General features: G+C 66.1%; 23 protein-coding genes. 2 read left to right on the top strand and 21 right to left on the bottom strand.

Features of this window, described 5'->3' with window-relative positions; all coding sequences use genetic code 11:
- Positions 1-34: 34 nt before the first annotated feature.
- The 14 genes from hflX to QFZ42_RS08430 all read right to left on the bottom strand — a co-directional run bounded on the left by hflX (position 35) and on the right by QFZ42_RS08430 (position 14,980).
- A complete protein-coding gene (gene hflX / locus QFZ42_RS08495; RefSeq protein WP_307700540.1) occupies positions 35-1,204 on the bottom strand; it encodes a GTPase HflX in 1,170 nt (389 codons plus the stop codon).
- Between the two features lie 52 nt (positions 1,205-1,256).
- A complete protein-coding gene (hfq, locus tag QFZ42_RS08490) occupies positions 1,257-1,502 on the bottom strand; it encodes an RNA chaperone Hfq (protein WP_012747311.1) in 246 nt (81 codons plus the stop codon).
- Between the two features lie 165 nt (positions 1,503-1,667).
- Positions 1,668-3,011, bottom strand: a complete 1,344-nt coding sequence (der, locus tag QFZ42_RS08485) for a ribosome biogenesis GTPase Der (protein WP_307700539.1) — start codon at positions 3,009-3,011, stop codon at positions 1,668-1,670.
- A gap of 48 nt (positions 3,012-3,059) precedes the next feature.
- Entirely contained in the window at positions 3,060-4,202 is a 1,143-nt protein-coding gene (gene bamB, locus QFZ42_RS08480; protein WP_307700538.1) for an outer membrane protein assembly factor BamB, read from the bottom strand.
- Positions 4,203-4,209: 7 nt separating this feature from the next.
- Positions 4,210-4,902, bottom strand: coding sequence for a YfgM family protein (locus QFZ42_RS08475; protein ID WP_307700537.1), 693 nt, complete (start codon positions 4,900-4,902; stop codon positions 4,210-4,212).
- 5 nt (positions 4,903-4,907) lie between these two features.
- On the bottom strand, positions 4,908-6,218 hold the full coding sequence (gene hisS / locus QFZ42_RS08470) for a histidine--tRNA ligase (protein ID WP_307700536.1): 1,311 nt from the start codon (positions 6,216-6,218) through the stop codon (positions 4,908-4,910).
- A 15-nt stretch (positions 6,219-6,233) separates the two neighbouring features.
- On the bottom strand, positions 6,234-7,511 hold the full coding sequence (ispG, locus tag QFZ42_RS08465) for a flavodoxin-dependent (E)-4-hydroxy-3-methylbut-2-enyl-diphosphate synthase (protein ID WP_307700535.1): 1,278 nt from the start codon (positions 7,509-7,511) through the stop codon (positions 6,234-6,236).
- A complete protein-coding gene (locus tag QFZ42_RS08460; RefSeq protein WP_307700534.1) occupies positions 7,508-8,497 on the bottom strand; it encodes a helix-turn-helix domain-containing protein in 990 nt (329 codons plus the stop codon). Before QFZ42_RS08460 ends, ispG begins: the two co-directional genes overlap by 4 nt.
- Complete coding sequence (pilW, locus tag QFZ42_RS08455; protein ID WP_307700533.1) at positions 8,490-9,353, bottom strand: type IV pilus biogenesis/stability protein PilW; 864 nt, start codon at positions 9,351-9,353, stop codon at positions 8,490-8,492. The genes QFZ42_RS08460 and pilW overlap by 8 nt, the downstream gene beginning before the upstream one ends.
- A 4-nt stretch (positions 9,354-9,357) precedes the next feature.
- Positions 9,358-10,512 carry a 23S rRNA (adenine(2503)-C(2))-methyltransferase RlmN gene (gene rlmN, locus QFZ42_RS08450; protein ID WP_307700532.1) on the bottom strand — a complete coding sequence of 385 codons (1,155 nt, stop codon included), beginning with the start codon at positions 10,510-10,512 and terminating at the stop codon, positions 9,358-9,360.
- 20 nt (positions 10,513-10,532) lie between these two features.
- On the bottom strand, positions 10,533-10,958 hold the full coding sequence (gene ndk, locus QFZ42_RS08445) for a nucleoside-diphosphate kinase (protein WP_307700531.1): 426 nt from the start codon (positions 10,956-10,958) through the stop codon (positions 10,533-10,535).
- A gap of 151 nt (positions 10,959-11,109) precedes the next feature.
- Positions 11,110-12,939, bottom strand: a complete 1,830-nt coding sequence (locus QFZ42_RS08440) for a pseudouridine synthase (protein WP_307700530.1) — start codon at positions 12,937-12,939, stop codon at positions 11,110-11,112.
- Positions 12,936-13,868, bottom strand: a complete 933-nt coding sequence (scpB, locus tag QFZ42_RS08435) for an SMC-Scp complex subunit ScpB (RefSeq protein ID WP_307704197.1) — start codon at positions 13,866-13,868, stop codon at positions 12,936-12,938. The genes QFZ42_RS08440 and scpB overlap by 4 nt, the downstream gene beginning before the upstream one ends.
- Before the next feature lie 128 nt (positions 13,869-13,996).
- Entirely contained in the window at positions 13,997-14,980 is a 984-nt protein-coding gene (locus QFZ42_RS08430; protein WP_307704196.1) for an RluA family pseudouridine synthase, read from the bottom strand.
- Between the two features lie 56 nt (positions 14,981-15,036).
- On the opposite strand from QFZ42_RS08430, the gene QFZ42_RS08425 reads away from it, so the two are divergent.
- Positions 15,037-15,846, top strand: a complete 810-nt coding sequence (locus tag QFZ42_RS08425; protein ID WP_307700529.1) for an outer membrane protein assembly factor BamD — start codon at positions 15,037-15,039, stop codon at positions 15,844-15,846.
- Positions 15,847-15,894: 48 nt separating this feature from the next.
- Here QFZ42_RS08425 and QFZ42_RS08420 read toward each other — a convergent pair whose 3' ends face one another.
- Together QFZ42_RS08420 and QFZ42_RS08415 are read right to left on the bottom strand one after the other, a co-directional pair.
- Positions 15,895-17,961 carry an ATP-dependent DNA helicase gene (locus QFZ42_RS08420; RefSeq protein ID WP_307700528.1) on the bottom strand — a complete coding sequence of 689 codons (2,067 nt, stop codon included), beginning with the start codon at positions 17,959-17,961 and terminating at the stop codon, positions 15,895-15,897.
- Positions 17,958-18,161 (bottom strand): DUF465 domain-containing protein, encoded by a 204-nt coding sequence (locus QFZ42_RS08415; RefSeq protein WP_307700527.1) that lies wholly within the window; start codon positions 18,159-18,161, stop codon positions 17,958-17,960. The genes QFZ42_RS08420 and QFZ42_RS08415 overlap by 4 nt, the downstream gene beginning before the upstream one ends.
- Before the next feature lie 106 nt (positions 18,162-18,267).
- On the opposite strand from QFZ42_RS08415, the gene QFZ42_RS08410 reads away from it, so the two are divergent.
- The gene (locus QFZ42_RS08410; protein WP_307700526.1) at positions 18,268-19,038 is read left to right on the top strand and encodes a PP2C family protein-serine/threonine phosphatase; all 771 of its coding nucleotides are present in this window, start codon (positions 18,268-18,270) and stop codon (positions 19,036-19,038) included.
- Positions 19,039-19,065: 27 nt separating this feature from the next.
- Here QFZ42_RS08410 and QFZ42_RS08405 read toward each other — a convergent pair whose 3' ends face one another.
- Genes QFZ42_RS08405 through QFZ42_RS08385 form a run of 5 tightly spaced genes read right to left on the bottom strand, consistent with a single transcriptional unit; the run spans position 19,066 to position 26,480 of the window.
- Complete coding sequence (locus QFZ42_RS08405; protein ID WP_307700525.1) at positions 19,066-19,740, bottom strand: hypothetical protein; 675 nt, start codon at positions 19,738-19,740, stop codon at positions 19,066-19,068.
- Positions 19,737-20,837: a cell division protein ZapE gene (zapE, locus tag QFZ42_RS08400; protein WP_307700524.1), complete on the bottom strand. Its 1,101-nt coding sequence runs from the start codon at positions 20,835-20,837 to the stop codon at positions 19,737-19,739. Before zapE ends, QFZ42_RS08405 begins: the two co-directional genes overlap by 4 nt.
- 4 nt (positions 20,838-20,841) lie before the next feature.
- Positions 20,842-22,272, bottom strand: coding sequence for a dihydrolipoyl dehydrogenase (lpdA, locus tag QFZ42_RS08395; protein ID WP_307700523.1), 1,431 nt, complete (start codon positions 22,270-22,272; stop codon positions 20,842-20,844).
- A 13-nt stretch (positions 22,273-22,285) separates the two neighbouring features.
- Positions 22,286-23,548, bottom strand: a complete 1,263-nt coding sequence (gene odhB / locus QFZ42_RS08390; RefSeq protein ID WP_307700522.1) for a 2-oxoglutarate dehydrogenase complex dihydrolipoyllysine-residue succinyltransferase — start codon at positions 23,546-23,548, stop codon at positions 22,286-22,288.
- Between the two features lie 55 nt (positions 23,549-23,603).
- A complete protein-coding gene (locus tag QFZ42_RS08385; RefSeq protein ID WP_307700521.1) occupies positions 23,604-26,480 on the bottom strand; it encodes a 2-oxoglutarate dehydrogenase E1 component in 2,877 nt (958 codons plus the stop codon).
- Between the last annotated feature and the right edge of the window lie 62 nt (positions 26,481-26,542).

Below are 26,542 nucleotides of genomic sequence, written 5' to 3'. Positions count from 1 at the left end.
TTCGTTCTCTTGTCAGTGGCGGGATTGTGCCCAATCAATTGGCGGTATCGTGCAATTCAGTGTCGGCCTCTGGGGTCATCGTATCGCCCACCGAGCCCGACCTGCGGGCCAGTTCGGCTCGCAACAGGGGCACGCCCTCGCCGCTGCGCGCGCTGAGGAAGATGCGCGGAACCTGCACGCCATCGATTTCCATTTCGTCCTGCAGATGCAGCGGATGCTGCGCGGTTTCAAGGGCGTCGAGCTTGTTGAACACCAGAAGCTGCGGCACGGCCTCGGCACCGATGTCGCGAAGCACCGATTGCACCTCGGCCATCTGCTCGGGGAAATGCGGGTTCGACGCATCCACCACATGCAACAGCAAGTCGGCATCGACGGCCTCCTGCAACGTGGCCTTGAAGGCGTCGACCAGGCCGTGCGGCAGGTCGCGAATGAAGCCGACGGTGTCCGAAATCGAGACCTGCCGGCGGGCGTTGCCCAGATAGAGATTGCGCGTGGTGGTGTCGAGCGTCGCAAAAAGCTGGTCGGCCGCGTAGGCGCGGGCTTTCACCAGCGCATTGAACAGCGACGACTTGCCGGCGTTGGTATAGCCGACGAGCGAGATGTTGAAGGTCTCCCGGCGCTCGCGCTGGCGGCGCTGCGTGCCGCGCTGCTTCTGCACCTTGGCCAGGCGCTCGCGCGTGCGCTTGATCGATTCGCTGATCATGCGGCGGTCGAGTTCGATCTGCTTTTCGCCGGGGCCGCCGCGCACGCCCGCGCCGCCTGTCTGGCGCTCGAGGTGGGACCAGCGGCGAACCAGGCGCGTGCTCAGGTACTGCAGGCGGGCGAGCTCGACCTGCAGCTTGCCTTCGTGCGACCGGGCACGCTGCGCAAAAATTTCGAGAATGAGAAACGTGCGGTCGTAGACCGCCACGTCGAGCTGGCGCTCGAGGTTGCGCTGCTGCGCAGGGCTCAGCGACTGGTCGAAGATGACCTCGCTGGCCTGGTGCATCGCAGCCAGCTCTTTGATTTCGTCGGCTTTGCCGCTTCCAACGAAAAGCGCCGCGTCGGGCGCCTTGCGCTTGCATACGAGGCGTGCGACAGGCGAGAGGCCCGCGGTCTGCGCGAGCAGGCCGAGTTCCTCGAGTTCGCTGTCGAAATGGGGCAGCCCGAAATCGACGCCGACGAGAACGGCGGCGCCTTCCTGGCGGGAGTTCAGTTCAGACAAGCGGAATCAATATGGAAAAAGCGCGGCGGGGTTACCGCCGCGCTCCGCGCGATCAGGCTGCGGCGTCGTCGTTCTCGGCAGCCGAGAAGTTGACGGCACGACCCGGCACGATAGTGGAAATGGCGTGCTTGTAGACCATTTGCGTCACCGTGTTGCGAAGCAACACGACGTACTGGTCGAAAGACTCGATCTGACCCTGCAACTTGATACCGTTCACCAGATAAATGGAGACCGGAACATGCTCGCGACGCAGGGTGTTCAGAAACGGGTCTTGTAGAAGTTGCCCTTTATTGCTCACGATATTCTCCGTGTTCAAGAGTAGTTGTTGGAGAGATGACCTTAACACAGGGTTTCTGCGCTGCAGCAATCGGGGTCAAAAGCCTTTGAAAAATAACGTCTCTCAAAAGACGGAACTTCCAACTCAGCTGTAACTCATCGGCTGCCATCGGCGGCCAAGCGCGGTTCAATCGTCCTTGTCCGCAAAAGGATTTTGCGAGCTTTTGAACTGGATGCGCAAGGGCGTGCCCACCAGATCGAACTCCTTGCGGAAGCGCCCTTCGAGAAAGCGCTTGTACGCCTCGGTGACATGCTCCAGCGAATTGCCGTGGATGATGATCACCGGCGGATTCATGCCGCCCTGGTGCGCATAGCGCAGCTTGGGGCGGAACATGCCCGCGCGCTTGGGCGACTGGAACTGCACCGCTTCCAGCAGCAGCCGGGTCAGCACCGGTGTCGACATCTTGCGCGTGGCCGACTTGTGGGCCTGCGCAATCGCCTGCCACACCGGGCCCAGGCCCTGGCGCTTGATGGCCGAGATGAAATGCAGCGAGGCAAACTTGAGAAACGGCAGCCGGGTTTCGATCTGGCGCTGGATCTGCTCGCGCTGGTAGCTGTCGACCGCATCCCACTTGTTGATCGCAATCACCACGGCCCGTCCGCTTTCGAGGATGTAGCCGGCAATGTGCGCGTCCTGGTCGGTCACGCCCTGGGTGGCGTCGAGCAGCAGCAGCACCACGTTGGCCGACTCGATGGCCTGCAGCGTCTTGACCACCGAGAACTTCTCGATCGCCTCGAAGACCTTGCCCTTGCGGCGCAGGCCGGCCGTGTCGATCAACTCGAAACGCTGGCCGTTGCGCTCGAACGGCACCGAAATGGCGTCGCGCGTGGTGCCCGGCATGTCGAAGGCCACCAGGCGTTCTTCACCGAGCCAGGTGTTGATCAGGGTGGACTTGCCGACGTTGGGCCGGCCGGCCACAGCCAGCTTGATCGGCTTGTTGACGTCGTCTTCGTCCGTCTCATCGTCGGGGTCGGGCAGATTGAGCGGCGCGAGCGCCAGCTCGACCAGGTCGCGCATGCCCTGCCCGTGCGCCGCGGAGACCCCGTGAACGTCGCCAAAGCCGAGTTCATAGAAGTCGACCAGCTTGGTGCCGTCGTGCATGCCTTCGGCCTTGTTGGCCGCCAGCACGCAGGGCTTCCCGAGCCGGCGCAATTCGTTGGCAATGTCGTGGTCTTGCGCCGAAAGGCCTTCGCGGGCATCGACCACGAAGATCACCACGTCGGCCTCGGCCACGGCCTGCCGCGTCTGCTTGGCCATTTCCTTGTAGATGCCGCTGCCCGCGTCGGGCTCGAAGCCGCCGGTATCGATGACGATGAACTCGTGCTTGCCCAGGCGGCCGTTGCCGTAGTGGCGGTCGCGCGTGAGCCCGGCAAAGTCGGCGACGATGGCATCGCGCGTTTGCGTCAGGCGGTTGAAAAGGGTCGACTTGCCGACGTTCGGACGCCCGACCAGGGCCACGACCGGCTTCATGGCCGGCCTTTCATGGGCGCGGTTTTCATGGGCGGGCCTTCGAAAAAGTTATTCAGGGCGATAGCCAAACACACCGCCGTTGGCAGTCACGACGACCACCGTGTTGCCGGCCATGACCGGAGTGACGCCAATGGCGGAGCCGTCGGGCGTGACGCGATTGAGCAGCGAGCCGTCTTCGCGCGAGACGAAGTGCAGCGTTCCCGTGCTTTCGCCGATGACCAGCGAACGCCCCACTGCCAGCGGCCCGGTCAGGACGCGGTTCTTGAAGCGGGTCGATTGCCAGGCGCGCTCGCCGTCGGCGCGGCGCCAGGCCGTGACGCTGCCGTCCGATTCGGTGCCGTACACGAAGCTTTCGTCACCGCTGACGCCTTCGGCACCCGATGCGGGCTTGGTCCACAGCAGCTGGCCGCGCAGCGTGTCGACGCAGCCGACATTCGCGTAATAGGCCCGTGCGCAGACGGTGTCGCCGACACGGCTCACGCTGCCGGTCAGATCGACCAGGCGCTCCACGTCGTTGGTGCCGCGCGGTGCGGCGATCGGCGCTTCCCAGCGCGAGGTGCCGTTGGCCGGGTTGAGGCCGACCAGGCGGCCGCCGATGCCCGACACCAGCGTGTCGCCCACGGCGATCAGGACGCCCGACTTCTTCAGCACGAGGTTTTCCGCGGTGCGCTGCTGCAGCCAGAGGCGGCGGCCGCTTTGGCCGTCCCAGGCGCTGATGCTGCGGTCGGCGGTTTGCACGAAGATGCGCCGGCCGGCCACCAGCGGCGCGGTGAAGGCCTGCGCCGAGAGCCGCTGCTTCCACAGGACCTTGCCGCCTTCGATCGCCACCAGTTCGTTGTTGGTGGTGACGACCGCGGCCAGCGAGCCGTCGCTGCCGACACCTGCGGCCAGCGCGGCGCCGGCATTGGCGCGCCAGGTTTCGCGGCCGGCACGGGCGTCGATGGCGACCACGGTGCCGTCGGCACCGGCCACGGTCACGATGTCGCCGCTGACGTCGGTCGCCAACGGGAAGCTCACGGCCGGGATGCGCACGCTCCAGGCCTGGCGCACGCCGAACAAGGAGGGGTTGGGGGGCAGTTCGGCCGGCTTGGGCTTGCTCGTGCCCGAGCAGGCAGCCAGCATTGCTACCAAAACAAGAGCTGAACCCGCGCGCAGGACAGACGACTCAGGCATGAAACGCTTGAAATTCATAGTGCGATCAGGAATTTTTGGGGGCTGCTGGCGTGACCGTGATCACAGGTGCCAGGCTCTTCGGGTCGACGCCGGCGGCATTGAGCTTGAATTCGACAAGACGCCGGTAGTCGGACGCCGCGCCAAGGCCGGTCCAGGCCTTGCGGTATTCGGCCTGCGCCTCGTCGCGCTTGCCCTGGGCCATGTAGATGTCGCCCTTGCGGTCGGCCACGAGCGGTTCGAATTCCTTGGGCACGTCGCCTGAAAGCTGCTTGAGCGCTTCGTCATACGACTTGCTGTCGAGCAACTCGGCCGCAAGCCGAAGCTTGGCAACCGCCTTGTAGCCCGGATCGACAGCACGTTCCGCAACCCAGCCGAGGGCGGCGCGCGAAGCTTCGAGATTGCCCTTTTCGTACAGCGACTTGGCGGCCAGCAGGCCGGCCTGCTGTGCATAGGCCGTGTTGGCGAACCGTTCCTTCATGTCGCCCAGAACGCGCTGGATGCGCTCCACGTCGCCCGACTGCGTGCTGCGCTCGACCTCGTCGTAAAGCGCCGCGGCCTGCGCCGCCTTGCTGCGTTGGTAATACTGCCAACCGTTCCAGGCCACGAAGGCCCCGGCCACGAGCAGCACCACCCAGGTGATCAGGGTGCCGTAGGTGTTCCAGAAATGCTTGAGCTGGTCGAGCTGTTCCTGTTCGTCGAGATCGAGATGGGTTGCCATGCGTGTCAGAGGTTGGGAGCCGGCGATTGTAGGGTGGCGGCCCAGGTGGCCACGTCGGCAAGAGTGCGGGCGCTCTGCGCGCCGCTTCCGTCGCGCAACGACTTGAGAGTCACTTCGCCGCGCGCAAGTTCATCGGCGCCGAAAATCAGCGCGTAGGTGGCGCCGCTGGCGTCGGCTTTCTTCATCTGCGCCTTGAAGCTGCTCAGGCCGTCGGCCGTGGCTGCATGCATTTGTACGCTGACGCCCGACTCACGCAATTGCTGCAGGGTACACAGCACCACAGGCATCGACGTGGCGTCGGGCACCACGGCATAGGCATCGGGCGCGGGGGCGGAAACCTCGGCGCCCTGCTCTTTCAGCAGATCGAGCACGCGTTCGACACCCATCGCCCAGCCCACCGCAGGCGCCGGCTTGCCGCCGATCTGTGCGATCAGGTCGTCGTAGCGGCCCCCGGCGCACACCGTGCCTTGCGAGCCGAGCCGGTCGGTCACGAACTCGAACACGCTGAGGTTGTAGTAATCGAGCCCGCGCACCAACCGCGGGTTGATCGTGAACGCAATGTCGTTGGCCTTGAGGATGGCCTGCAGCCCCTCGAAGTGCGCCAGCGACTCGGCGCCGAGGAAGTCGATCAGCTTCGGCGCTGACTCGACCACATCCTTCATCGCCGGATTCTTCGTGTCGAAAATGCGCAGCGGATTGCTGTGCAGCCGGCGTTTTCCATCCTCGTCGAGCTTGTCGAGCTGCCCCTCGAAGTGAGCAATGAGCTGGGCGCGGTGCAGCGCGCGCTCGGCGGGCTGTCCCAGGCTGTTGAGCTCCAGGCGCACATCGGTCAGGCCGATGGCCTTCCACAACGCGTTGGCCAGCAAGATCAACTCGGCATCGACGTCCGGGCCTGCAAAGCCGAGGGCTTCCGCACCGATCTGGTGGAACTGGCGGAAACGTCCGCGCTGCACGTTCTCGCGGCGGAACATCGGTCCGGTGTACCAGAGCCGCTTGGGGCCTTCGTACAGCATGTTGTGCTCGATCACTGCGCGCACCAGGCCGGCCGTGTTCTCGGGACGCATGGTCAGATGTTCGAATTTGCCGTGCTTGTCCGCACGGTCCTCGAAGGAGTACATCTCCTTCTCGACGATGTCGGTGACTTCGCCGATGCCGCGCACGAACAGCGCCGTGCGCTCCAGGATCGGCGTGCGCACGTTGCGGTACGCAAAGCGCCCCATCAGGTCGCGCACGGTGGCCTCGAGCCATTCCCAGCGCGCCGATTCGGGCGGCAATATGTCGTTCATGCCTTTGACGGCATTCAATTTTTCAGCCATGAGTCTGCGGAGGTGTCAGGCAGCGACGGCGTGTTCGCCGCCGAAGCGCTTTTCGATGTAGTTTTCGACGAGTTGATGAAACTCGTTGGCGATATTGTCGCCGCGCAGCGTGAGGGCCTTTTCGCCGTCGATGAAGACCGGGGCGGCGGGCGCCTCGCCCGTGCCGGGCAAGCTGATGCCGATGTCGGCATGCTTGCTCTCGCCCGGGCCGTTCACGATGCAGCCCATGACGGCCACCTTCATCGTTTCGACGCCTGGATATTTCGTGCGCCAGACCGGCATCTGCATGCGCAGGTAGTCGTCGATCTGCTTGGCGAGTTCTTGAAAAGTGGTGCTCGTGGTGCGGCCGCAGCCCGGGCAGGCCGTGACGCTCGGCACGAACACGCGCAGGCCCAGGGCCTGCAGAATTTCGTTGGCGATCAGCACCTCTTGCGTGCGCGATTCGCCCGGCTGCGGCGTGAGCGACACGCGAATCGTGTCGCCGATGCCTTCTTGCAGCAGGATGGACAGCGCCGTGGCCGAAGCCACCGTGCCCTTGGTGCCCATGCCGGCTTCGGTGAGGCCGAGGTGCAGCGGATAGTCGCAGCGCCTGGCGAGTTCGCGGTAGACCGAAATCAGGTCTTGCACGCCGCTCACCTTGCACGACAGGATGACCTGGTTGCCGGCCATGCCCATCGATTCGGCGAGCTTGGCGGATTCGATGGCCGAGGTGATCAGCGCCTCGTACATCACCTGCTTCGCGTCCCAAGGCTCGGCGCGCTGGCTGTTGATGTCCATCAGGCTGGCGAGCAGTTCCTGGTCGAGGCTGCCCCAGTTGACGCCGATGCGCACCGGCTTGTTCCACCGCATGGCCGCATCGATCATCTGGCCGAACTGGCGGTCGCGCTTGTCGCCCTTGCCCACGTTGCCGGGATTGATGCGGTACTTGCTCAGCGCCTCGGCACAGGCCGGATAGTCGGTGAGCAGGCGGTGGCCGTTGTAGTGGAAGTCGCCGATCAGCGGCACGTCGATGCCCATGCGGTCGAGCTGCTCGCGAATGTAGGGCACCTGGGCCGCGGCTTCCGGCGTGTTGACCGTGATGCGCACCATTTCCGAGCCCGCCACGGCGAGCTCTTTCACCTGGATGGCCGTGCCGATGGCATCGACCGTGTCGGTGTTGGTCATGGACTGCACCCGCACGGGCGCGTCGCCGCCCACCGTGACGATGCGCGCGCCCCAAGCCACCTGCGCCTGGCGCGAGCGGCGCGCCTTGGGCGCCGCCGATTCGATGGGTTGCGGAGTGCAGTCGGTCACGAGGTCACCTCAAAACGCGCCACGCCGCCGCCGCGCGTGACAGGCTTCAGATCGTAGGGCTTTCCGCGCACTTGCACATCGACCGCCGATGCGCGTCCCACCACCACCGACAGCGGCAGCGCGCCCGACAAGCCAACGGTTTCGCCCGCCTGCACGATACGGCGCAGCAACTGCTTGCCGCCGGCTTCGGTGACCGTGACCCAGCAGTCTTCGCGCGCGACGAAGACAAGCGGCTGGCCGCTGCCGGCAGCGGCAGGCGCCGAAACGGTTGCGGAAGCGTTGGCGGCGGGCAAGGCTGTAGCGGGCGGCACACCCGGCGTTGGAATTGTTGCGGTTGCTGCAGGCATCCCGGGCGTTCCCGGTGTGGCTGGGTTTGCGGCCGGTGGGACCGGTGAGACCGGTGCGTTCTCGACCACGGATGCTCCGCCTGGCGCCGATCCCGCCACGGGCGCCTCGGCCACCGAACCTGTGTCGGCCTCGCCGCGTGCCGTCCATCGCGACACCGCCGCACCGATCTGGTCGAAAGCCGACTGCGGCAGCCAGAACAGCACCCCTGCGCCGACCAGCAGCAAAGCGACGACGATCAGCAAGGCGCGCGATGGCAGACCGTTGGAGCGGCTGCCGTTCCAGCGCGGCGTGCCGGAAACGATGTTGCTCTGGAGCGTGCGGTCGGCCGTTGCCAGCGGCGCGCGCTGCGCCCCCGGCAGCTTTGCCAACACGGGAACGGGGTCGATGCGCAAGGCGCGGCAGACGCTGCTTGCCAGGGCCCGGGCAAAGACCGGGTCGGGCAGCGAATCGATATCGTCCGCCTCCAGCGCCATGAGCTTCTGCGGCGGCACCTTGAGGGCCGCGGCCACCATTTCGATATGCAGGCCGTGGGCCTCGCGTGCCTCGCGAAGCATGTCGCCGGCCGTCTTGTGCGTGATGTCGCCTTCCGCAAGCGGCAGTGCCGCGGAAGTGCCGAACTCCGAAACCCGTTCAGTCATTGAAATTCCCGCGCTCGTACGCTATTGCCTCCCGGGACTGCGGAAAGCGCCGTTGCAGTTGCCCCCCCAACTGCGCAACTGCCTCGCGGTTGTTGAGCCGTCGTTCGATCTTGATGCCGAGCCACAGCGTCTCGGCACTGGCCGACGGACTGTTGTTGACACGGCGAATGTAGAACTGCGCACGCGACCATTCTTCGCGTTGCGCCAGCAGCGAGGCCAGATTGAATCCGACCACCGGATTGCCGGCATCGATCTCGTAGGCCTGCATGAGGCTGCGTTCCGCCTCAGGGCGCTGGCCGGCCCTGAGCTGGCAAACGCCCTGCGTCATGAGCGTCTTGGAACGATCGGTGTAGCTCGGCACCGCGAGCGCTTCGGTGAACTGCTGGGCGGCATCGCCAAAGCGGTTCTGCTGGCACAGCAGCCAACCGTAGTTGTGCCGCACATTGGGATCGCGCGGGTTGATCGCAATGGCGCGGCGGAAGCTGTCCTCGGCCATGCCGGCGTCCTCGAGCCGCATGTAGATGAGGCCCCGCAGGCTGTACGCGTCCGCATAGTTGGGATCGGCCACCAGGGCCTGCTTGATCTCGTCGAGCGCTACGGTGGTCTGGCCGTGTTCGAAGTAGCCCGAGGCGAGCTCCATGCGCAGGCGCGCGCGGCGCTGGCGGCTGGTTTCGTCGGACTCGGTCACGATCTCGGCACCCTTGGCCGAGCTGGTGTCGGCCAGGCTGGTGGTGGTGGTTCGCGTATTGACGCAGCCCGCGAGCAGAACAGCCAGAGATGCCACGGCGACACCGGTAAAGCTCGCGGCCAGCAGCCGCCGTGCGCTCGCGGTCGTCATCGAAAAGGCCATGCTCATTAGGTCAGTGCTCCTGGGAGACGGTGGGGGTCTTGCGAACCGGGTGCAAAACGATGGTGCGCTCCGACACGCGGCGCTGGGCCATGCGTTCGGCCGCGCGGGTTCGGTCCTTGACGTCGCCGGCCAGCTGTCCGCAGGCCGCATCGATGTCGTCGCCGCGCGTCTTGCGCACGGTGGTCACGAGGCCGGCCTCGCTCAGCGTCTTGGCAAATGCCAGCACGCGCGGCTGCGGCGAACGCAGCAGACCCGAGGCCGGAAACGGATTGAACGGAATCAGGTTGAACTTGCACGACACGCCATGGGTGCGGACGAGTTCCACCAGCTGCCGCGCATGCTCGGGCTGGTCGTTGACGCCGTCGAGCATGCAGTACTCGAAGGTGATGAAGTCGCGCGGCGCATGCGCCAGGTAGCGCTTGCAGGCCTCGAGCAGTTCGGCGATGGGGTACTTGCGATTGAGCGGCACGAGGTCGTCGCGCAGCGCATCGTTGGGCGCGTGCAGCGACACCGCCATGGCCACCGGGCAATCGGCGCCCAGGCGGTCGATCATCGGCACCACGCCGGAGGTCGACACGGTTACGCGGCGGCGCGACAGCCCATAGGCGTTGTCATCGAGCATGGTGCGCAGCGCGGGCACCAGCGCCGTGTAGTTCTGCAGCGGCTCGCCCATGCCCATCATCACCACGTTGGAAATGACGCGCTCGTCGCGTTTCAGATGCTTGCGCAGGAAGTGTTCGGCAAACCACAGCTGGGCGACGATTTCGCCCGTGCTCAGGTTGCGGCTGAAGCCCTGATGCCCGGTGGAGCAGAAGCGGCACCCCACCGCGCAGCCGGCTTGAGACGACACGCACAACGTGCCGCGGTCGTCTTCGGGAATGAATACGGCTTCGACGGCATTGCCATCGCCGACGTCGAACAGCCACTTGATCGTGCCGTCCTTGGATTCGTGCTGCGTGAGGACCGAAAGGGCCTCGACGCGAGCGGTGGTGGCGAGCTTTTCGCGCAGCGACTTGGCCAGATCGGTCATCTGGGCGAAGTCGCTGGCGCCACGCTGGTGGATCCAGCGGAACAGCTGCGTGGCGCGGAATCGCTTCTCGCCGAGCTTTTCGCAGAACGCAGCCAGCCCCTCGAGATCGAATTCGAGCAGGTTGGCCGTGGTCATGAAATCAGCGGGATATGGCTTCAGCGTGCGTAGACGTTGAGGCCGGCGAAGAAGAAAGCGACTTCGTTCGCTGCGGTTTCGGCGGCGTCCGAACCGTGCACGGCGTTGGCGTCGATGCTGTCGGCGAAGTCGGCGCGGATGGTGCCGGCGGCTGCCTTCTTCGGGTCCGTGGCGCCCATCAGGTCGCGGTTCTTGGCGATGGCGTTCTCGCCTTCGAGCACTTGCACGAACACGGGGCCGGAGATCATGAACTCGACCAGGTCCTTGAAGAACGGACGTTCCTTGTGGACCGAGTAGAACTGCTCGGCTTCGTTGCGCGACAGATGCACCAGCTTGGCGGCGACGACCTTGAGGCCGGCAGCTTCGAAGCGGGAAACGATCTTGCCGATGACGTTCTTGGCAACGGCGTCGGGCTTGATGATGGAGAGGGTACGTTCGATGGCCATTGAAATGCTTCCTGAGCTTTGATTTTGAAGTGGTTTGTCACACCTGCAACAAATATGTTGCACCGTAAGTCGACAAAGCCTCTGATTTTAACCGGCGCGGCCCCCGGGGTTGGTGAAAACCCCGCGAAAGGCTGCGCCGGGCGGCTGGCTTTCAGCGCCCGCGGCGCCGATTTCCGCCTGGGCCGCCCTGGCCGCCGCCGAAGCCGCCCCCGGCCGGACCACCGCCGCGGCGCCCCGGCCCCTGGCGCTGCTCTTTCCGCTGGCGCGAAAAGCTGTCGGCGCCGATGTAGCCGAGCGAGGTCTTCATCGGATCGGGCTGGTTCGCGCCGCTTGGCGGACGTTCCTCACCTTGGCGATTGCCGCCACGGTTGTTGTTGTTGCCGCGGCGCCCCTGCGGCGGCGCGCCTGCATTGCCGCCACCCGCGTTGCCTCCGCCGCCTCGGTTGCCCCGCCCCCCGCGCTCGCCGCGCGGCGGCCGGCCGTCGCCCAGCGGATTCGGAATGGGTGCCTCACGGCCTTCGTCGCGTGGATCGCGCGTGTCGCGCGGCGCTTGCCCGCCGCCACCGCCGCCGGCGTTGCGGTTGCCGCGGCGCTTCTTGTTGCGTCCGTTCCGGCCGCCGCCGGCGCCCTCCTGCCCCCCGGGACCGCGTTGTTGCTGCTGCGGACGCGGTGCGCCGCCGCCCGAGGCCTGGAACAGCGCGCTGATGTCACGCTCGTCGAGTTCCATCCAGGCGCCGCGCTTCAGTCCGCGCGGCAACACCATGGCGCCGTAGCGGATGCGGATCAGGCGGCTGACCGCGTGGCCCACCGATTCGAACAGCCGCCGCACTTCACGGTTGCGGCCTTCGGAAATGGTGACGCGGTACCAGCAGTTCGAGCCTTCGCCGCCGCCCTCTTCGATGGTGCCGAACTGGGCCATGCCGTCTTCGAGGCGCACGCCTTCGAGCAGCTTCTTCTTTTCTTCGGCGCTGAGCGCACCCAGCACGCGCACGGCGTATTCGCGCTCCAGCCCGAAGCGGGGGTGCATCAGCTGGTTGGCCAGGTCGCCGGAGCTGCTGAACAGCAGCAGGCCTTCGGTGTTCAGGTCGAGCCGGCCGACCGATTGCCACTTGCCCTGCTGCAGGCGCGGCAACTTGCGGAACACCGTGGGGCGGTTCTGCGGATCGTCGTGCGTGACGACTTCGCCCACGGGCTTGTGATACGCAATGACGCGCGGCGGGGGCGGTGCGATGCGGTAGCGAATCGGCTTGCCGTTGATCTTGACCTGATCGCCGTACTGGATGCGCTGGCCGATGTGGGCCGGTTCGTTGTTGACCGAGATGCGGCCCTGGAGAATCAGTGCCTCCATTTCGAGCCGCGAACCCAGGCCCGCCTGCGCCAGCACCTTGTGCAGCTTGGGCGAATCGGCTTCCGGCAGCAGCACCCGCTTGAGCGGCGGGACTTCGGGGCTTTCTTCGTCGGCGTCGAACTGGCCCGAAATGACGTCCGCGAAACGGATCGGCTCGGGCGGCAACGCATTGCGCTGCTCGCGTTCGGCGGCGCGGCGCGCGCGGTCGAGGTCGTCCTCTTCCTCGTCGGGCTCTTCTTCTTCGTCGTCTTCTTCGTCGTATTCGGACCGGGCACCCTCTTCTTCCACTCGGCGCTCCTCGCGTTCAGGCGCTGCGGCGGGCGCGGCAGCCTGGACGGGAGCGGCGGGAACGGGAGCAGCAACAGCGGCCGCCTCGGCCGTGGCCTCCTCGACCACCGGCTCGGAGCTTTCGGTTGCTGCTGCCGCGGGTTCGCCGTCTACTGCCTGCTCTGCGGTTTTCTTGCGCCGGGGAGCACGCCGCTTCTTGGGCGCTTCGCCCTCGCCGGCTGCTGCGGCCGGCGCGCCCGCATCGGTGTCCGAAGCCTGGCCGGGCGCTTCCGCCGCTGCGTCTTTTTTCTCGGATTCGGGCTGGACGGGCACGGCGGCCGCGTCGTCGGTGTCGGAGGAGCTCATGAGGTTTTTCCGGGAGAAACAGCGTGGGGATCGGCCTCGTCGGGCGACGGGACTTCGGACTCGAGCGCTGCGGGAGGCTCGACGTCTTGGAGGGCCGGGATTTCTGCGGGCTCTTCGATCGCGTCGGGAGCCGCCGCGTTCTCGGCGAACTGCGCGGCGGCGGCATCGACCGCTTCGATGGCATTGGCCGCTTTGGGATCGATCACTTCGGCATCAGCCTCCGCGGCATCCGGCTCGTCTTGCGCCTGATCTTCCGCCGCCTCGGCGCTCTCGGCATCGGGCAAGCTCAACTCGGCTTCCAGGCTTGTTTCTGTCGCGGCGGAGGCATCGGAATCGGTGTCACCGGCGATTTCCATCGGCAGCCCCGGCTGGTTGCCCGAGGCCTGGTCGAGCGCATCGACCAGCGCCGCCTGCTGGGCCGGCGTTTCGATGAGCGGCAACTGGTCGAGGGACGCCAGGCCGAGATCGTCGAGAAACTGCCGCGTGGTCGCATAGAGCGCCGGCCGGCCGACGGTTTCGCGGTGGCCGATCACCTCGACCCAGCCGCGGTCCTCGAGCTGCTTCAAGATGAGGGAGTTGATGGTGACGCCGCGGATGTCTTCCATGTCGCCGCGCGTGACCGGCTGGCGATAGGCAATGATGGCCAGCGTTTCGAGGGCGGCGCGTGTGTAGCGCGGCGGCTTCTCTGGATGCAGGCGATCGAGGTGGTCGCGCATTTCCGGCCGGCTCTGAAAGCGCCAGCCGCTGGCGACGTTCACCAGCTCCAGGCCGCGTTGCGCCCAGTCTTCCTGCAGTTCAAGCAACAGCACCTTGATGGTGTCCACGCCCAGCTCGTCGTCGAACAGCACGCGCATGTCGCGCACTGGCAGCGGCTGGCTCGAACAGATCAAGGCGGTTTCTAGAATGCGCTTGGCATCCGCCGTATTCATGGTTCGCGTTATCCGGGAAAAGGCGCCTGAGGGACGCGGCTCACAAGGATGGAAGGAGTAGGCGTTGCCGGCACGCGGCGAGTGCAACGCAAGGCCGGCATCGAGTGGCCGGCGCGGCCCTCGGGCCGTCAGGCGCGATTGTAATCCAGCCCCCAGGTCTGCAGCGCATGCACAAGATCGGCCGGCGGAAGGGAGCGGAACTCCAGCGGCGCCTGCGTGACGGGGTGCACGAATGCCAGCCTGAAGGCATGCAGCGCCTGCCGCTCCAGCCCCGCGGCGGGCGCGCCGCCGTAGAGCGCGTCGCCGACCAGCGGATGCCCGATGGAGGCCATGTGCACCCGGATCTGGTGGGTACGGCCGGTTTCGAGCGTGCACCGCACGGCGCACCCCTGTGCGTTGCTGTCCAGCCGTTCGATGAGCGTGCGCGCCGTCTTGCCCGCGTGGCGCTCCAGATCGACCACGGCCATGCGCAAGCGGTTGCGCGGATCGCGGCCGATGGGCGCGTCGACTTGGCGCGCAGCCGCGCCCGCCCAAGGCTTGTGCCCGACGGCAAGGTATTGCCGCTTCACCTCGCGCGCCGCGATCAGCGCCACCATGGCGTCCATCGCGGCCCGGGTGCGCGCCACGACCATCAGTCCGCTGGTGTCGCGGTCGAGCCGGTGGACGATGCCCGCGCGCGGCAGCAGCGACGCCTTGGGGTCGAGCGCCAGCAGCCCGTTCAGGAGCGTGCCGCTCCAATGGCCCGGCGCCGGATGCACCACCAGGCCGGCCGGTTTGTCGATGATGCGCAGGTGTTCGTCCTCGTGCACCGTGACGATGTCCATGGCCTCGGGCCGGAAGGCCTGGCTCTGCGGCGTGGGCCGCAGTTCGATGTGGCCGGCCTGGCCGGCGCGCACGGTGGCGGAAGCCTTCAGGACCGTGCGGCCTTGCAGCTCCACGGCGCCGGCTTCGATCAGCTGTTGCAGATAGTTGCGAGAAAATTCGGGTACCAGGGCGGCCAGCGCGCGGTCCAGCCGCTTGCCGTGCTCGGCCGGTCCCATGGCAAAGGGCCGCAGCTCGCTGGACTCGGCCGGGTCCGCGCCCTCGTCGGGCTCGGTACTGTCGGGAACCAGGTCCGAGGGGGCGGTCGATATAATTGAGGGCAACTGTTTCACGAAAGCCGTATGTGATGTTTCGCGCCAAATTATCGGTCCCCTCCTGGATCGCCCTCAGCGCGGCAGCGCTGCTTGCAGCCGGCTGCTCCTCCACCCCCACCGCCGACAAGACGGCGAGCTGGAGCCCCAACCGCATTTACGCGGAAGCCAAGGACGAAGCCGGTTCCGGCGCCTACGACAAGGCCGTGCCGCTGTACGAGAAGCTCGAAGGCCGTGCCGCCGGTACGCCGCTCGCGCAGCAGGCCCAGCTCGAAAAGGCCTATGCGCAGTACAAGTCCGGCGAAAAGGCCAACGCCGTTTCCACGCTGGACCGCTTCATGAAGCTGCACCCGGCGAGCCCGGCGCTCGACTACGCGCTGTACCTCAAGGGCGTGATCAACTTCAACGACGATCTCGGCATGTTCGCGTTCCTGACGCGGCAAGACCTGTCCGAGCGCGACCAGAAGGCTGCCAAGGAGTCGTTCGAGTCGTTCAAGGAGCTCGTGACGCGCTTCCCCGCGTCGCGCTACGCGCCCGACGCGCGCCAGCGCATGAACTACATCGTGAACTCGCTCGCCCAGTACGAAGTGCATGTGGCGCGCTACTATTACTCGCGCGGCGCCTACCTCGCGGCCATCAACCGGGCGCAGCTTGCGCTGTCCGACTACCGCGAAGTGCCCGCTCTCGAAGAAGCGCTGTACATCATCGTTCGCTCCTACGACGCGCTCGGCATGAAGGACCTGCGCGACGACGCGCAGCGCGTGCTGACCGCCAACTACCCGCAAAGCGAGTACCTGGCGCGCGGCTTCAAGGGCAAGGACGATCCTTGGTGGAAGGTCTGGTAATCCAGTCAGAGAACAAAGCCCTTCGGGGCTTTTTCTTCGCCTGCCTTTTCAGGCCGACAGCGAATTCTTCAGATCGCCGATGGCGGCTTCGAAATCCGCTTCGCTCTCCAGCCGCCGCATCGGCGGCAGCGCGGCCAGCAGCCGCCGGCCGTAGCCCATGGCCACCAGGCGGGTGTCGCAGATCGCAAGCACCCCGCAATCCGTTTCGCGGCGAATCAGCCGCCCTGCCCCCTGCTTCAAGGCCACGGCCGCCTCGGGCAGCGAATAGTCGCTGAACGAACTGCGCCCCTGGGCTTCCAGCCGCTGCGAGCGCGCTTCGACCAGCGGATCGTTCGGCGGCGGGAACGGCAGCTTGTCGATCACCACCAGCTGCAATGCGTCGCCCGGGGCGTCGAAGCCTTCCCAGAACGATGCGGATGCCACCAGCACGCAACCGGCGCGCCCGGCACCCGCGCCTTCGCGGAAGCGGTCCATGAGCACGCGCTTGGGCAGTTCGCCCTGCACCAGCACCTCGGGCCGAACGTCGGCCTCGAGTCGCTCGAACTGCTGCTTCATCTCGTCGCCGATGGCGCGCAAGGCACGCAGCGTGGTCGTCAGCACCAGCGTGCGGCCACCAAGCTCGCTGGCGCCCCGCGCGGCCAGTTGCGCAACCCGCTGGCTGTGAGACGCATCGTTGGGCTTCGGAAAGGCACGCGGCACGTAGAGCCCGGCCTGTGCGGCATAGTCGAAAGGGCTCTGCACCCGCAGCACCTCGGCATCGCCGAGGCCGCACGGCTCGGTGAACCAGCGCAGCGTGGGCTCGTCGCCCAGCGTGGCGGAAGTGAAGACCCAGGCGCGGCCGCTGTCTTCCGGCGCCGGGCGGCTGTCTTCTCTTTCTTCGCCATAGGCATCGAGATCGCGATCACCGCGGTCGATCTTGAGCACGCGCTTGCGCATGGCCTCGGCGATGTCGAGCGGCGACTCGATCAGGCGCAGTTGGGTGCCCACGTCGACCCAGCGCACGGATTCGACCTCGCAAGGCAAGGCAAAACGCGCCGCGCGCTTCGCGAGTTGCTGCGCGCGCTCGTACAGGCGCACGAAATCGGGCGATATCTCGCTGACGGTATCGAGCCCCTCGGCCGCCAGCTCGAATGCATGCTGCAAGTCGTCAAGTGCGCCCTGCCAGAGACCAGGATCGATTCCTTCCGGCGAAGGCCCGACCCAGCGCAGCTTGGTACCGGGCCACTGCTTGCCGACCGCCAGGCGCAACTCGCGCGCCGCGCGCTCGACGGCCGCCACCAGTTGCTGCCAGTCGACCAGCCCGCGCGCATGCTGCAGGCCCGCGCCGAGCAGATCGCGTGCGAAATCGAGCGCCTGGCCGCTGCCGAGTTGCGCACCCAGAAACTGCACGCCGGTTTCATTGAGCTGATGCGCCTCGTCGAACACCACCACGCTCACGGTCGGCAGCAGTTCCGCCATGCCGGTCTCGCGGACCGCGAGATCCGCGAAGAACAGATGATGGTTGATCACCACCACGTCGGCCGCCAGCGCCTCGCGCCGCGCCAGGTTGACGTGGCAGGGCTTGAACTGCGGGCACTGCGCACCCAGGCAGTTCTCGCGCGTGGAAGTGATCAGCGGAATGAGCGGCGAGCGCTCGTCCAGCCCCGGCAGCTCGGCCAGGTCGCCGGTTCGCGTGGCCTTGGACCATTGCTCGATCTTGGCGAGCCTCCGCAGGCTGCCGCGTTCGGGCAGCGATGCATCGTGGCGCGCCAGGTCGAGCCGGTGCAGGCACAGATAGCTTGCGCGGCCCTTGAGCAGCGCCGTCCGCACCGGCAGCTCGAGCGCTTCGACCAGGCGCGGCAGGTCGCGGCCGAACAGCTGGTCCTGCAGGGTCTTGGTGGCGGTCGACAGCAGCACGCGTTCGCCGCTCAGCAACGCGGGCACGAGATACGAGAAGGTCTTGCCGACGCCGGTGCCGGCCTCGACCACCAGCACGCCGCCGTCTTCGATGGTGCGCGCCACGGCCAGCGCCATTTCGGTTTGCCCCGAGCGTTCGCGAAACTGCTCGGCGGCGCGGGAAAGCACGCCTCCGTGCGCGAAGGCGTCGCGCACCTTGTCCTCGAGTGTGTCGGTCACGCGGGTTCTCTCGGATCGAGCATGTTTTCGAGCCGCACGATCTGGTCGCGCAGCCCGAGGCGGCGCTTCTTCAGGCGCCGCAGCAGGAGTTCGTCTTGCGGCAAAGCCTCGGCCAAGCGGTCGATGGTGGCATCAAGGTCGGCATGTTCGATGCGCAACTCGATCAATTGGCGGGAAAGGGAGTGGAGATTGGAGTCCAACGTTGGCGATGCGTGCATATTCCGCGCGCTCTCGTGTTCACTCGATAATACGTCCTGACACGAATTCACGAGAAGACAGAAAGCGCGCCGTTGGCGCATTGCGCTCATGACCCTAGGCTTTCGACTTGCCGCCGCCACCGGCCTCCACAAGGGAGACCGCCCCTACCAGCAGGACCAGGTGCTGATGATGAGCCATCCGCGCGTGCCGGGCTGCATGCTGGGCGTCATTGCCGACGGCATGGGCGGGCGCAGCGGCGGGCGCAAGGCGTCCGACCAGGTGCTGATGACGGCGCGCCAGCTCTTCACCCGCTACCACCCCGATCGCGACAGTTCCACGGCAGTGCTGCGGCAGCTGCTGGAAGATGCGCACACGGTCATCAAGCTCACGGCCCTGTCGAGCGAGCAGGAGCCGCACAGCACGCTGGCCGCCTTTCTGATGAACCCCAAGGGCGACTGCGCGTGGATTCACGCGGGCGACTCCCGCATCTATCACTTCCAGGACGGCGAACTCGTCACGCGCACGCGCGACCACTCCTATGTGCAGGTGCTCGTCGACCGCGGCGAAATCAGCGAGGCCCAGGCCAATGTCCACCCCAAGGGGAACATCCTCCTGGGCTGCCTCGGCATGACAACGACCCCACCGCCGATCGAGCCCCACTACATTCCGGCAATGCAGCCCGGCGACCTGCTGATGGCCTGCAGCGACGGGCTCTGGCACTACTTCAGCCCGGAGGAACTGGCGAGCGTGCTGTATGGGGAGCAGCCGCGCGATGCCGTGGAACTCCTCGTGAGCGAGGCGCGCCGCCGCGCCCGCGGCACGGGCGACAACATCTCCATCGCGGTACTGAAGCTCGAGGCGCTTCCCGCGGAAGCCTGAGCGCCGCCGGCCCTCGGCCTCATCCGCTCAACGAGTGGGCGACGAAGCCGGGGATGCCGGCGGCGGAGGCGGCAAAGGCGCCCCGCGCGGCTTGGTACGGTCGGCGTTCTGCCGTTCGCGGCTGGCCCTGTGCTCCGCCGCCTTTTGCTGCTTGCTCTCGAAGCGTTCGACGGCCGCGGGTGCCTCGGCGCGCCGCTGGGCGGCCTTGGCCTGGTCTTCGGCGTGTGCTCTCTGCTTGGCTTCGAGCTCGCGCCGGCGCGCGTCCGCCTCGGCCGCGGTGGCGGCACGGCTCGCCGCATGGTCGGCCGCGCGCTGCTCGCGGTCCTTCTGGGCCTGGCGGGACTCGTCCTGCTTCTCGGGCGCATCTTGCGGACGCTGCGTGGCGGCCTTCTGATCGAGCTTCTCGAGTTCGGCCGCGCCGCGCCGCTGGCGCTCGATGTCGTTGATGGCCGTTTCCTGGCGCTTGATGTGGTCGGTTTCGGTGCGGCGACGCCTGCGGCTGTCGCGCAGGCAATCTTCGACCGCGAACTTCTGGTAGCAGGCCGCGCGCTCCTTCTCGAAGCGCGCGTCGATGGCGGCGCGCTCGGCCGCCAGCCGGCTGCGTTCGGCTTCGAAGTCGGCCGTGCCCGCGGCCGCATTGGACTGCGCCCACAGCGGCAGGCTGCCCAAGGTCATCAGCACGGCGAAAACGATATTTTTCATGTCAGGCGAGTGTCGACGATCCGGCGCTCCAGGGAGAGGAATTCGCTCGATTGCATTTCGGTCAACCTGGAAACCGTTCGCGGAAACTCATGGGCGAGCGGTCCCTCGGTGTACAACGCCTCCGGCGGCACCTCAGCCGACATGATGAGCTTGACGCGGCGGTCGTACAAGACATCGACCAGCCACGTGAAACGGCGTGCTTCGGAAGCCATGCGAACCGGCATGTGCGGCACGTCGGACAGCAGCACGGTGTGAAACTGGCTGGCGATTTCAAGATAGTCGTTTTGCGAGCGGGGCCCGCCGCACAGCGTCTTGAAGTCGAACCAGACCACGCCGCCCGCCTTGCGCCTGGCGCGGATCTCGCGCTGCTCGATGTGCAGGATCGGGTTTTCGTCGGCCGTCTCGGCCAGCTTGTCGAACGCCTTGCGCAATTCTTTCTCTGCGCCCGCATCGTTCGGCGTGAGATACATCCGCAATTGCTCGAGCGTGCGGCGCCGGTAGTCGGTGCCGTTGTCCACGCTCAGCACTTCGAGCTTCTCGTTCAGCAGCGCGATCGCGGGCAGGATGCGGTCGCGATGCAGCCCGCCGGGATACAGGTCGTCGGGCTTGAAATTGGAGGTGGTGACAAAGCCCACGCCGTTCTCGAACAGCGACACCAGCAGGCGATGAAGAATCATCGCGTCGGTGATGTCCGCCACGTGAAACTCGTCGAAGCAGATCAGCTTGTACCGCTTCGATATCCGCAACCCCAGCTCATCGAGCGGGTTGACCGTGCCCTGCAGCTCGCGCAGTTCGCGGTGCACCTCGCGCATGAACTCGTGAAAGTGCAGACGCGTCTTGCGCCGCAGCGGCACGGCGTTGAAGAACAGGTCCATCAGGAAGCTCTTGCCCCGCCCGACGCCGCCATACATGTAGACGCCGCGCGGGAGCTCCGGCCGGTTGATGAACTTCTTCAGCGCGTTGGAGCGCTGGGCCTTGTAGTCGGCCCACTCGCGCGCGCAACGGTCCAGCGCCTCGACGGCGCGCAGTTGCGCGGGATCGCTCTGGAACCCGCGCACCGCGAGTTCCGCCTCGTAGGCCTCTTTGACGCTGGTCAATGGGTCAGAAGTTCAGCGTGCGCTTGTCCACGGCAAGTGCCGCTTCCTTGGTGGCTTCCGACAGCGACGGGTGCGCATGGCAGATGCGCGCGATGTCTTCGGCGCTGGCCTTGAACTCCATGGCCACCACGGCTTCGGAGATCAGTTCGCTGGCCTGCGGGCCGACGATATGCACGCCGAGAATTTCGTCCGTCGTTGCATCGGCCAGGAACTTGACCATGCCGGTCGTGTCGCCCAGCGCGCGTGCGCGGCCGTTCGCGAGGAACGGGAAGGTGCCGGCCTTGTAGGCACGGCCCGCGGCCTTGAGCTGCTGCTCGGTCTGGCCAACCCACGCGATCTCGGGGCTGGTGTAGATCACCCACGGCACGGTGTTGAAGTTGACGTGGCCGTGCTGGCCCGCAATGCGCTCCGCCACGGCAACGCCCTCTTCCTCGGCCTTGTGCGCGAGCATCGGGCCGCGCACCACGTCGCCGATGGCCCACACGTTGGGCAGGCTGGTCTTGCAGTCGTCGTCCACGGCAATGGCGCCGCGCTCGTCGAGCTTGAGACCCACGGCTTCGGCGTTCAGGCCGATGGTGTTGGGCACGCGGCCGATCGAGACGATCAGCTTGTCGACTTCGAGCGTCTGGGCTTCGCCCTTGGCATTGGTCCAGGCAACGCTCACGCCCTTCTTCGACGACTTGATCTCGCCGACCTTGACGCCGAGTTCGATCTTGAGCTTCTGCTTGTCGAAGGCCTTCTTGGCCTCCTTGGCGATCTGCTCGTCGACCGCGCCGAGGAAGGTCGGCAGCGCTTCGAGCACCGTGACTTCAGCGCCCAGGCGGCGCCACACCGAGCCCATCTCGAGGCCGATGACGCCCGAGCCGATCAGGCCCAGCTTCTTGGGCACTGCGCCGATACGCAGTGCGCCGTCGTTCGAGAGGATGTTTTCTTCGTCGAACGGCGTGCCGGGCAATGCGCGGGCATTGGAGCCCGTGGCCAGGATGATGTGCTTGCCGCTGATCGATTCTTCGGCAGCACCCGCCACCTTGATCTCATAGCCGGTTTCGTCAGTCTTCACGAACGAACCGCGGCCATGGAAGAAGCTGATCTTGTTCTTCTTGAACAGGTACAGGATGCCGTCGTTGTTCTGCTTCACGACCTGGTCCTTGCGGGCCAGCATCTTGTCGATGTCCAGGCCAAGGCCCTCCACCTTGATGCCGTGGTCGGCAAAGTGGTGGCCGGCCTGCTCGAAGTGCTCCGACGATTGCAGCAGCGCCTTCGACGGAATGCAGCCCACGTTGGTGCAGGTGCCGCCCGGTGCGGGGCCGCCCTTGCCGTTCTTCCACTCGTCGATACAGGCGACGTTGAAGCCGAGTTGCGCGGCGCGAATGGCGGCGATGTAGCCGCCGGGGCCGCCGCCGATGACGATGACGTCGAATTGTTTGTTTGCCATCTGATCAGTCTCCTCAGATGTCGAACAGGAGGCGCGACGGATCTTCCAGCGCTTCCTTCATGGCGACCAGGCCCAGCACGGCTTCGCGGCCGTCGATGATGCGGTGGTCGTAGCTCATGGCGAGATAGTTCATCGGGCGGACGACGATCTGGCCGTTCTCGACCACGGCGCGGTCCTTGGTGGCGTGCACGCCGAGAATCGCGGACTGGGGCGGGTTGATGATCGGGGTCGAGAGCATCGAGCCGAAGGTGCCGCCGTTCGAGATGGAGAACGTGCCGCCGGTCATCTCTTCGATGCCCAGCTTGCCGTCTTGCGCCTTCTTGCCGTATTCGGCGATCTTCTTCTCGATGTCGGCAAAGCTCATCTGGTCGGCGTTGCGCAGGATGGGCACCACCAGGCCGCGCGGCGAACCGACGGCAATGCCGATGTCGAAATAGCCGTGGTACAGGATGTCGTTGCCGTCGACCGAGGCGTTGATCACCGGGTACTTCTTCAGCGCATGCACCGCGGCCTTCACGAAGAAGCTCATGAAGCCGAGCTTCACGCCGTGTTCCTTGGTGAAGCTGTCCTGGAAGCGCTTGCGCAGTTCCATGACGGGCGCCATGTTCACTTCGTTGAACGTCGTCAGGATGGCGTTGGTCGATTGCGATTGCAACAGGCGCTCGGCAATGCGGGCGCGCAGGCGGCTCATCGGCACGCGCTGCTCGGGGCGTTCACCCAGGTCGGCCGCGCGGGCGGGCGCGGCGACTTGCGGCAGTGCAGGCTTGGCAGCCGGGGCGGCCACGGTGGGCGCGGGCTTGGCACCCGAGGCCACGGCGCCGAGCACGTCGCCCTTGGTGACGCGGCCGTCCTTGCCGGTGCCGGCCACGTCGCCGGTCTTGAGGTTGTTGTCGGCCAGCAGCTTGGCGGCGGCGGGCATGGCGACGTCCGACTTCGAACCGCCGGTGGCGGCAGCAGCAGCGGCCGGTGCAGGTGCTGCGGCGGCCGCCGGGGCGGCAGCGGATGCTGCTGCAGGTGCGGCGGCCGCGCCCTTGCCTTCGGTGTCGATCCTGGCGATCAGCTGCTCGGCCACCACGGTGGCGCCATCGGGCTGCACGATTTCGGCCAGCACGCCGGCCGAGGGCGCCGGCACTTCCAGCACGACCTTGTCGGTTTCGATCTCGATCAGGATTTCATCGACGGCGACGGCTTCGCCGGCTTTCTTCTTCCAGGTGAGCATGGTGGCTTCGGCCACGGATTCGGAAAGCTGGGGGACTTTGACTTCTACGATAGACATTTGGAGTGTGCTCCGTTTTGTTCTTGAGGGTGTTCGTGTGAAAAGAGGCTTTTGATTACTTGGTCAGCACGAAGCCCTTGAGCTTGCCAAACGCGCCATCGACGAGCGCCTTCTGCTGTTCCTGGTGCAGGTGCGAGTAGCCCACCGCCGGCGACGCCGAAGCGGCGCGGCCGGAGTAGCCGAGCTTCTGGCCTTCCTGCATGTTTTCGTGGATGTAGTGCTGCACGAAGAACCAGGCGCCCTGGTTCTGCGGTTCGTCCTGACACCAGACCACGTCGACGAGGTTGGGGTACTTCTTGACCTCGGCGGCAAACGCCTTGTGCGGGAACGGATAGAGCTGCTCGACGCGGATGATGGCCACGTCTTCGTCGCCACGCTCCTCGCGCTTCTTGAACAGGTCGTAGTAGACCTTGCCCGAGCAGGCGACCAGTCGCTTGACCTTCTCGGCCTTCAGACCCTTGCTGTCCGGAATGACCGTCTGGAAGCTGCCCTTGGTGAACTCGGACAGCGGCGAGGTCGCATCCTTGTTGCGCAGCAGCGACTTCGGCGTGAGGATGATCAGCGGCTTGCGCAGGTTGCGCACCATCTGGCGACGCAGCACGTGGAAGATCTGGCTGGCGGTGGTCGGCTGCACCACTTGCATGTTGGCGTCGGCGCTCAGCTGCATGAAGCGCTCCAGGCGTGCCGAGCTGTGCTCGGGGCCTTGGCCCTCGTAGCCGTGCGGCAGCATCATGGTCAGGCCGTTGACGCGGCCCCACTTCACTTCGCCCGAAGCGATGAACTGGTCGATCACCACTTGCGCACCGTTCACGAAGTCGCCGAACTGGGCTTCCCAGATGACGAGCGTGTTCGGGTCGTTCGAGGCGTAGCCGTATTCGAACGCGAGCACGGCTTCTTCCGACAGGATGGAGTCGATGACGACGAACGGCGCCTGGTTTTCAGCCACGTTCTGCAGCGGCGTGAAGGTGCCGGTGTCGAACTTCTCGCGGTTCTGGTCGTGCAGCACGGCGTGGCGGTGCGTGAACGTGCCACGGCCCGAGTCTTCGCCCGACAGGCGGACCGGATAGCCGCTGGCCACCAGCGAGGCAAAGGCCATGTGCTCGCCCATGCCCCAGTCGACGTTCACGTCGCCGCGGCCCATGGCGGCGCGGTCGTCCAGCACCTTCTTCACGAGCGGGTGCACCGTGAAGCCGGCCGGCACCGTGGTGATCTTCTCGGCCAGGCGCTTCCACTCGCTGGACGGAATGGCGGTGTCGCCGGCGTCGGTCCACTTCTTGTTGAGGTAGGGGCTCCAGTCGACCGCGTACTTGCTCTTGAAGTTGGTGAGCACCGGGTCGATGGTGTTCTTGCCTTCGTCGAAGGCGGCGCGCTGCGCCTTGACCATGTCGTCGCCGAGCGTGTCGCCGAGACCCTGCGTCGCCAGCTTGTCCGCGTACAGCTTGCGCGTGCCGGGGTGCTGGGCGATCTTCTTGTACATCAGCGGCTGGGTGAGCGAAGGGGTGTCCTGCTCGTTATGGCCCAGCTTGCGGAAGCAGACGATGTCGACCACCACGTCTTTCTGGAACTCCATGCGGAATTCAAGGGCGAGCTGGGTGGCGAGCACCACGGCTTCGGGGTCGTCGCCGTTCACGTGCAGCACCGGTGCTTCGATCATCTTGACGATGTCCGAGCAGTACAGCGTCGAGCGGCTGTCGCGCGGGTCGCTGGTGGTGAAACCGATCTGGTTGTTGATGACGATGTGAACCGTGCCGCCCGTGAAGTAGCCGCGCGTTTCGGCCAGCGCCAGCGTTTCCATGACGACGCCCTGGCCTGCGAAGGCCGCGTCGCCGTGCACGAGCACGGGCAGCACCTGCTTGCCCTGCGGGTCGGCGCGGCGGTCCATGCGCGAGCGCACGGAGCCTTCGACCACGGGGTTCACAATTTCGAGGTGCGAGGGGTTGAACGCCAGGCTCAGGTGCACCGGGCCGCCGGGGGTGGTCACGTCCGAGCTGAAGCCCTGGTGGTACTTGACGTCGCCGCTCGGCAGGTCTTCGGGGGCGGTGTGGTCGAACTCGGCGAACAGGTCGGCCGGCAACTTGCCCAGCGAGTTGACCAGCACGTTCAGGCGGCCGCGGTGGGCCATGCCGATCACGATTTCCTGCACGCCCTTGATGCCGGCCTGGTTGATGAGTTCGTCCATCGAGACGATGAAGCTCTCGCCGCCTTCGAGCGAGAAGCGCTTCTGGCCGACGTACTTGGTGTGCAGGAAGCGCTCGAGGCCTTCGGCCGCGGTGAGGCGGTTCAGCACGTGCTTTTTCTGTTCGGCCGTCAGCTGCGGGTTGGTGCGCGCGCTTTCGATCTTCTGCTGCCACCAGCGCTTGTGGTTCTGGTCGGTGGTGTACATGTACTCGACGCCGATGGTGCCGCAGTACGTTTCACGCAAGGCATTGAGCAGGTCGCGCAGCGACATGGTCTCCTTGCCGAAGAAGGTGTTGCTGGTGTTGAACACCGTCTCGAGATCGGCATCGGTGAAGCCGTAGAACGAGGGCTCGAGTTCCGGAATGGCCGGGCGCTCGGCGCGCTTCAGGGGGTCGAGGTCGGCCCAGCGGGCGCCGACGTTGCGGTAGGCGGCAATCAGCTGCTGGACGGCGGTGCGCTTGCGGCCGAGCTCGGAATCGGCGCCGCTGGCCTGAACCACCTTGGTCGTGCCCTGTTTGGCGCGTTCGGCAAAGGCGTTGATGACGGGCTGGTGCGGCACGTCACGGGTGTTGGAGCCGTCGACCGCGGGGACGTTCTGCAGCGCATCGAAATACGAGCGCCAGTTGTCAGGCACGCTGCCCGGGTTGGCAAGGTAGTTTTCGTACATCTCCTCGACATAGGGCGCATTGCCGCCGAAGAGGTAGGTGTTGCCCTGATAGGCGGTGTACGCCGAGGGCGTAGAAGAATCGCTCATGTTCCGCTGACCTTCGCTTCCCTGAAGGAAGCACTAGCTGGTTAAGAAAACCTTCCGCGACA

Origin of the sequence: Variovorax paradoxus (genome assembly GCF_030815855.1) — a bacterium.
Classification (GTDB): domain Bacteria; phylum Pseudomonadota; class Gammaproteobacteria; order Burkholderiales; family Burkholderiaceae_C; genus Variovorax; species Variovorax paradoxus_M.
This window is presented reverse-complemented; position numbering and strand designations above follow the sequence as displayed.

Bases quoted from the DNA above. Each gene is read 5' to 3' on its own strand.
- der (WP_307700539.1), bottom strand. From the start codon at position 3,011: ATGAAGCCGGTCGTGGCCCTGGTCGGGCGTCCGAACGTCGGCAAGTCG.
- bamB (WP_307700538.1), bottom strand. From the start codon at position 4,202: ATGAATTTCAAGCGTTTCATGCCTGAGTCGTCTGTCCTGCGCGCGGGT.
- QFZ42_RS08475 (WP_307700537.1), bottom strand. From the start codon at position 4,902: ATGGCAACCCATCTCGATCTCGACGAACAGGAACAGCTCGACCAGCTC.
- hisS (WP_307700536.1), bottom strand. From the start codon at position 6,218: ATGGCTGAAAAATTGAATGCCGTCAAAGGCATGAACGACATATTGCCG.
- QFZ42_RS08460 (WP_307700534.1), bottom strand. From the start codon at position 8,497: ATGACTGAACGGGTTTCGGAGTTCGGCACTTCCGCGGCACTGCCGCTT.
- pilW (WP_307700533.1), bottom strand. From the start codon at position 9,353: ATGAGCATGGCCTTTTCGATGACGACCGCGAGCGCACGGCGGCTGCTG.
- rlmN (WP_307700532.1), bottom strand. From the start codon at position 10,512: ATGACCACGGCCAACCTGCTCGAATTCGATCTCGAGGGGCTGGCTGCG.
- ndk (WP_307700531.1), bottom strand. From the start codon at position 10,958: ATGGCCATCGAACGTACCCTCTCCATCATCAAGCCCGACGCCGTTGCC.
- QFZ42_RS08440 (WP_307700530.1), bottom strand. From the start codon at position 12,939: ATGAGCTCCTCCGACACCGACGACGCGGCCGCCGTGCCCGTCCAGCCC.
- scpB (WP_307704197.1), bottom strand. From the start codon at position 13,868: ATGAATACGGCGGATGCCAAGCGCATTCTAGAAACCGCCTTGATCTGT.
- QFZ42_RS08425 (WP_307700529.1), top strand. From the start codon at position 15,037: ATGTTTCGCGCCAAATTATCGGTCCCCTCCTGGATCGCCCTCAGCGCG.
- QFZ42_RS08410 (WP_307700526.1), top strand. From the start codon at position 18,268: ATGACCCTAGGCTTTCGACTTGCCGCCGCCACCGGCCTCCACAAGGGA.
- QFZ42_RS08405 (WP_307700525.1), bottom strand. From the start codon at position 19,740: ATGAAAAATATCGTTTTCGCCGTGCTGATGACCTTGGGCAGCCTGCCG.
- lpdA (WP_307700523.1), bottom strand. From the start codon at position 22,272: ATGGCAAACAAACAATTCGACGTCATCGTCATCGGCGGCGGCCCCGGC.
- odhB (WP_307700522.1), bottom strand. From the start codon at position 23,548: ATGTCTATCGTAGAAGTCAAAGTCCCCCAGCTTTCCGAATCCGTGGCC.
- QFZ42_RS08385 (WP_307700521.1), bottom strand. From the start codon at position 26,480: ATGAGCGATTCTTCTACGCCCTCGGCGTACACCGCCTATCAGGGCAAC.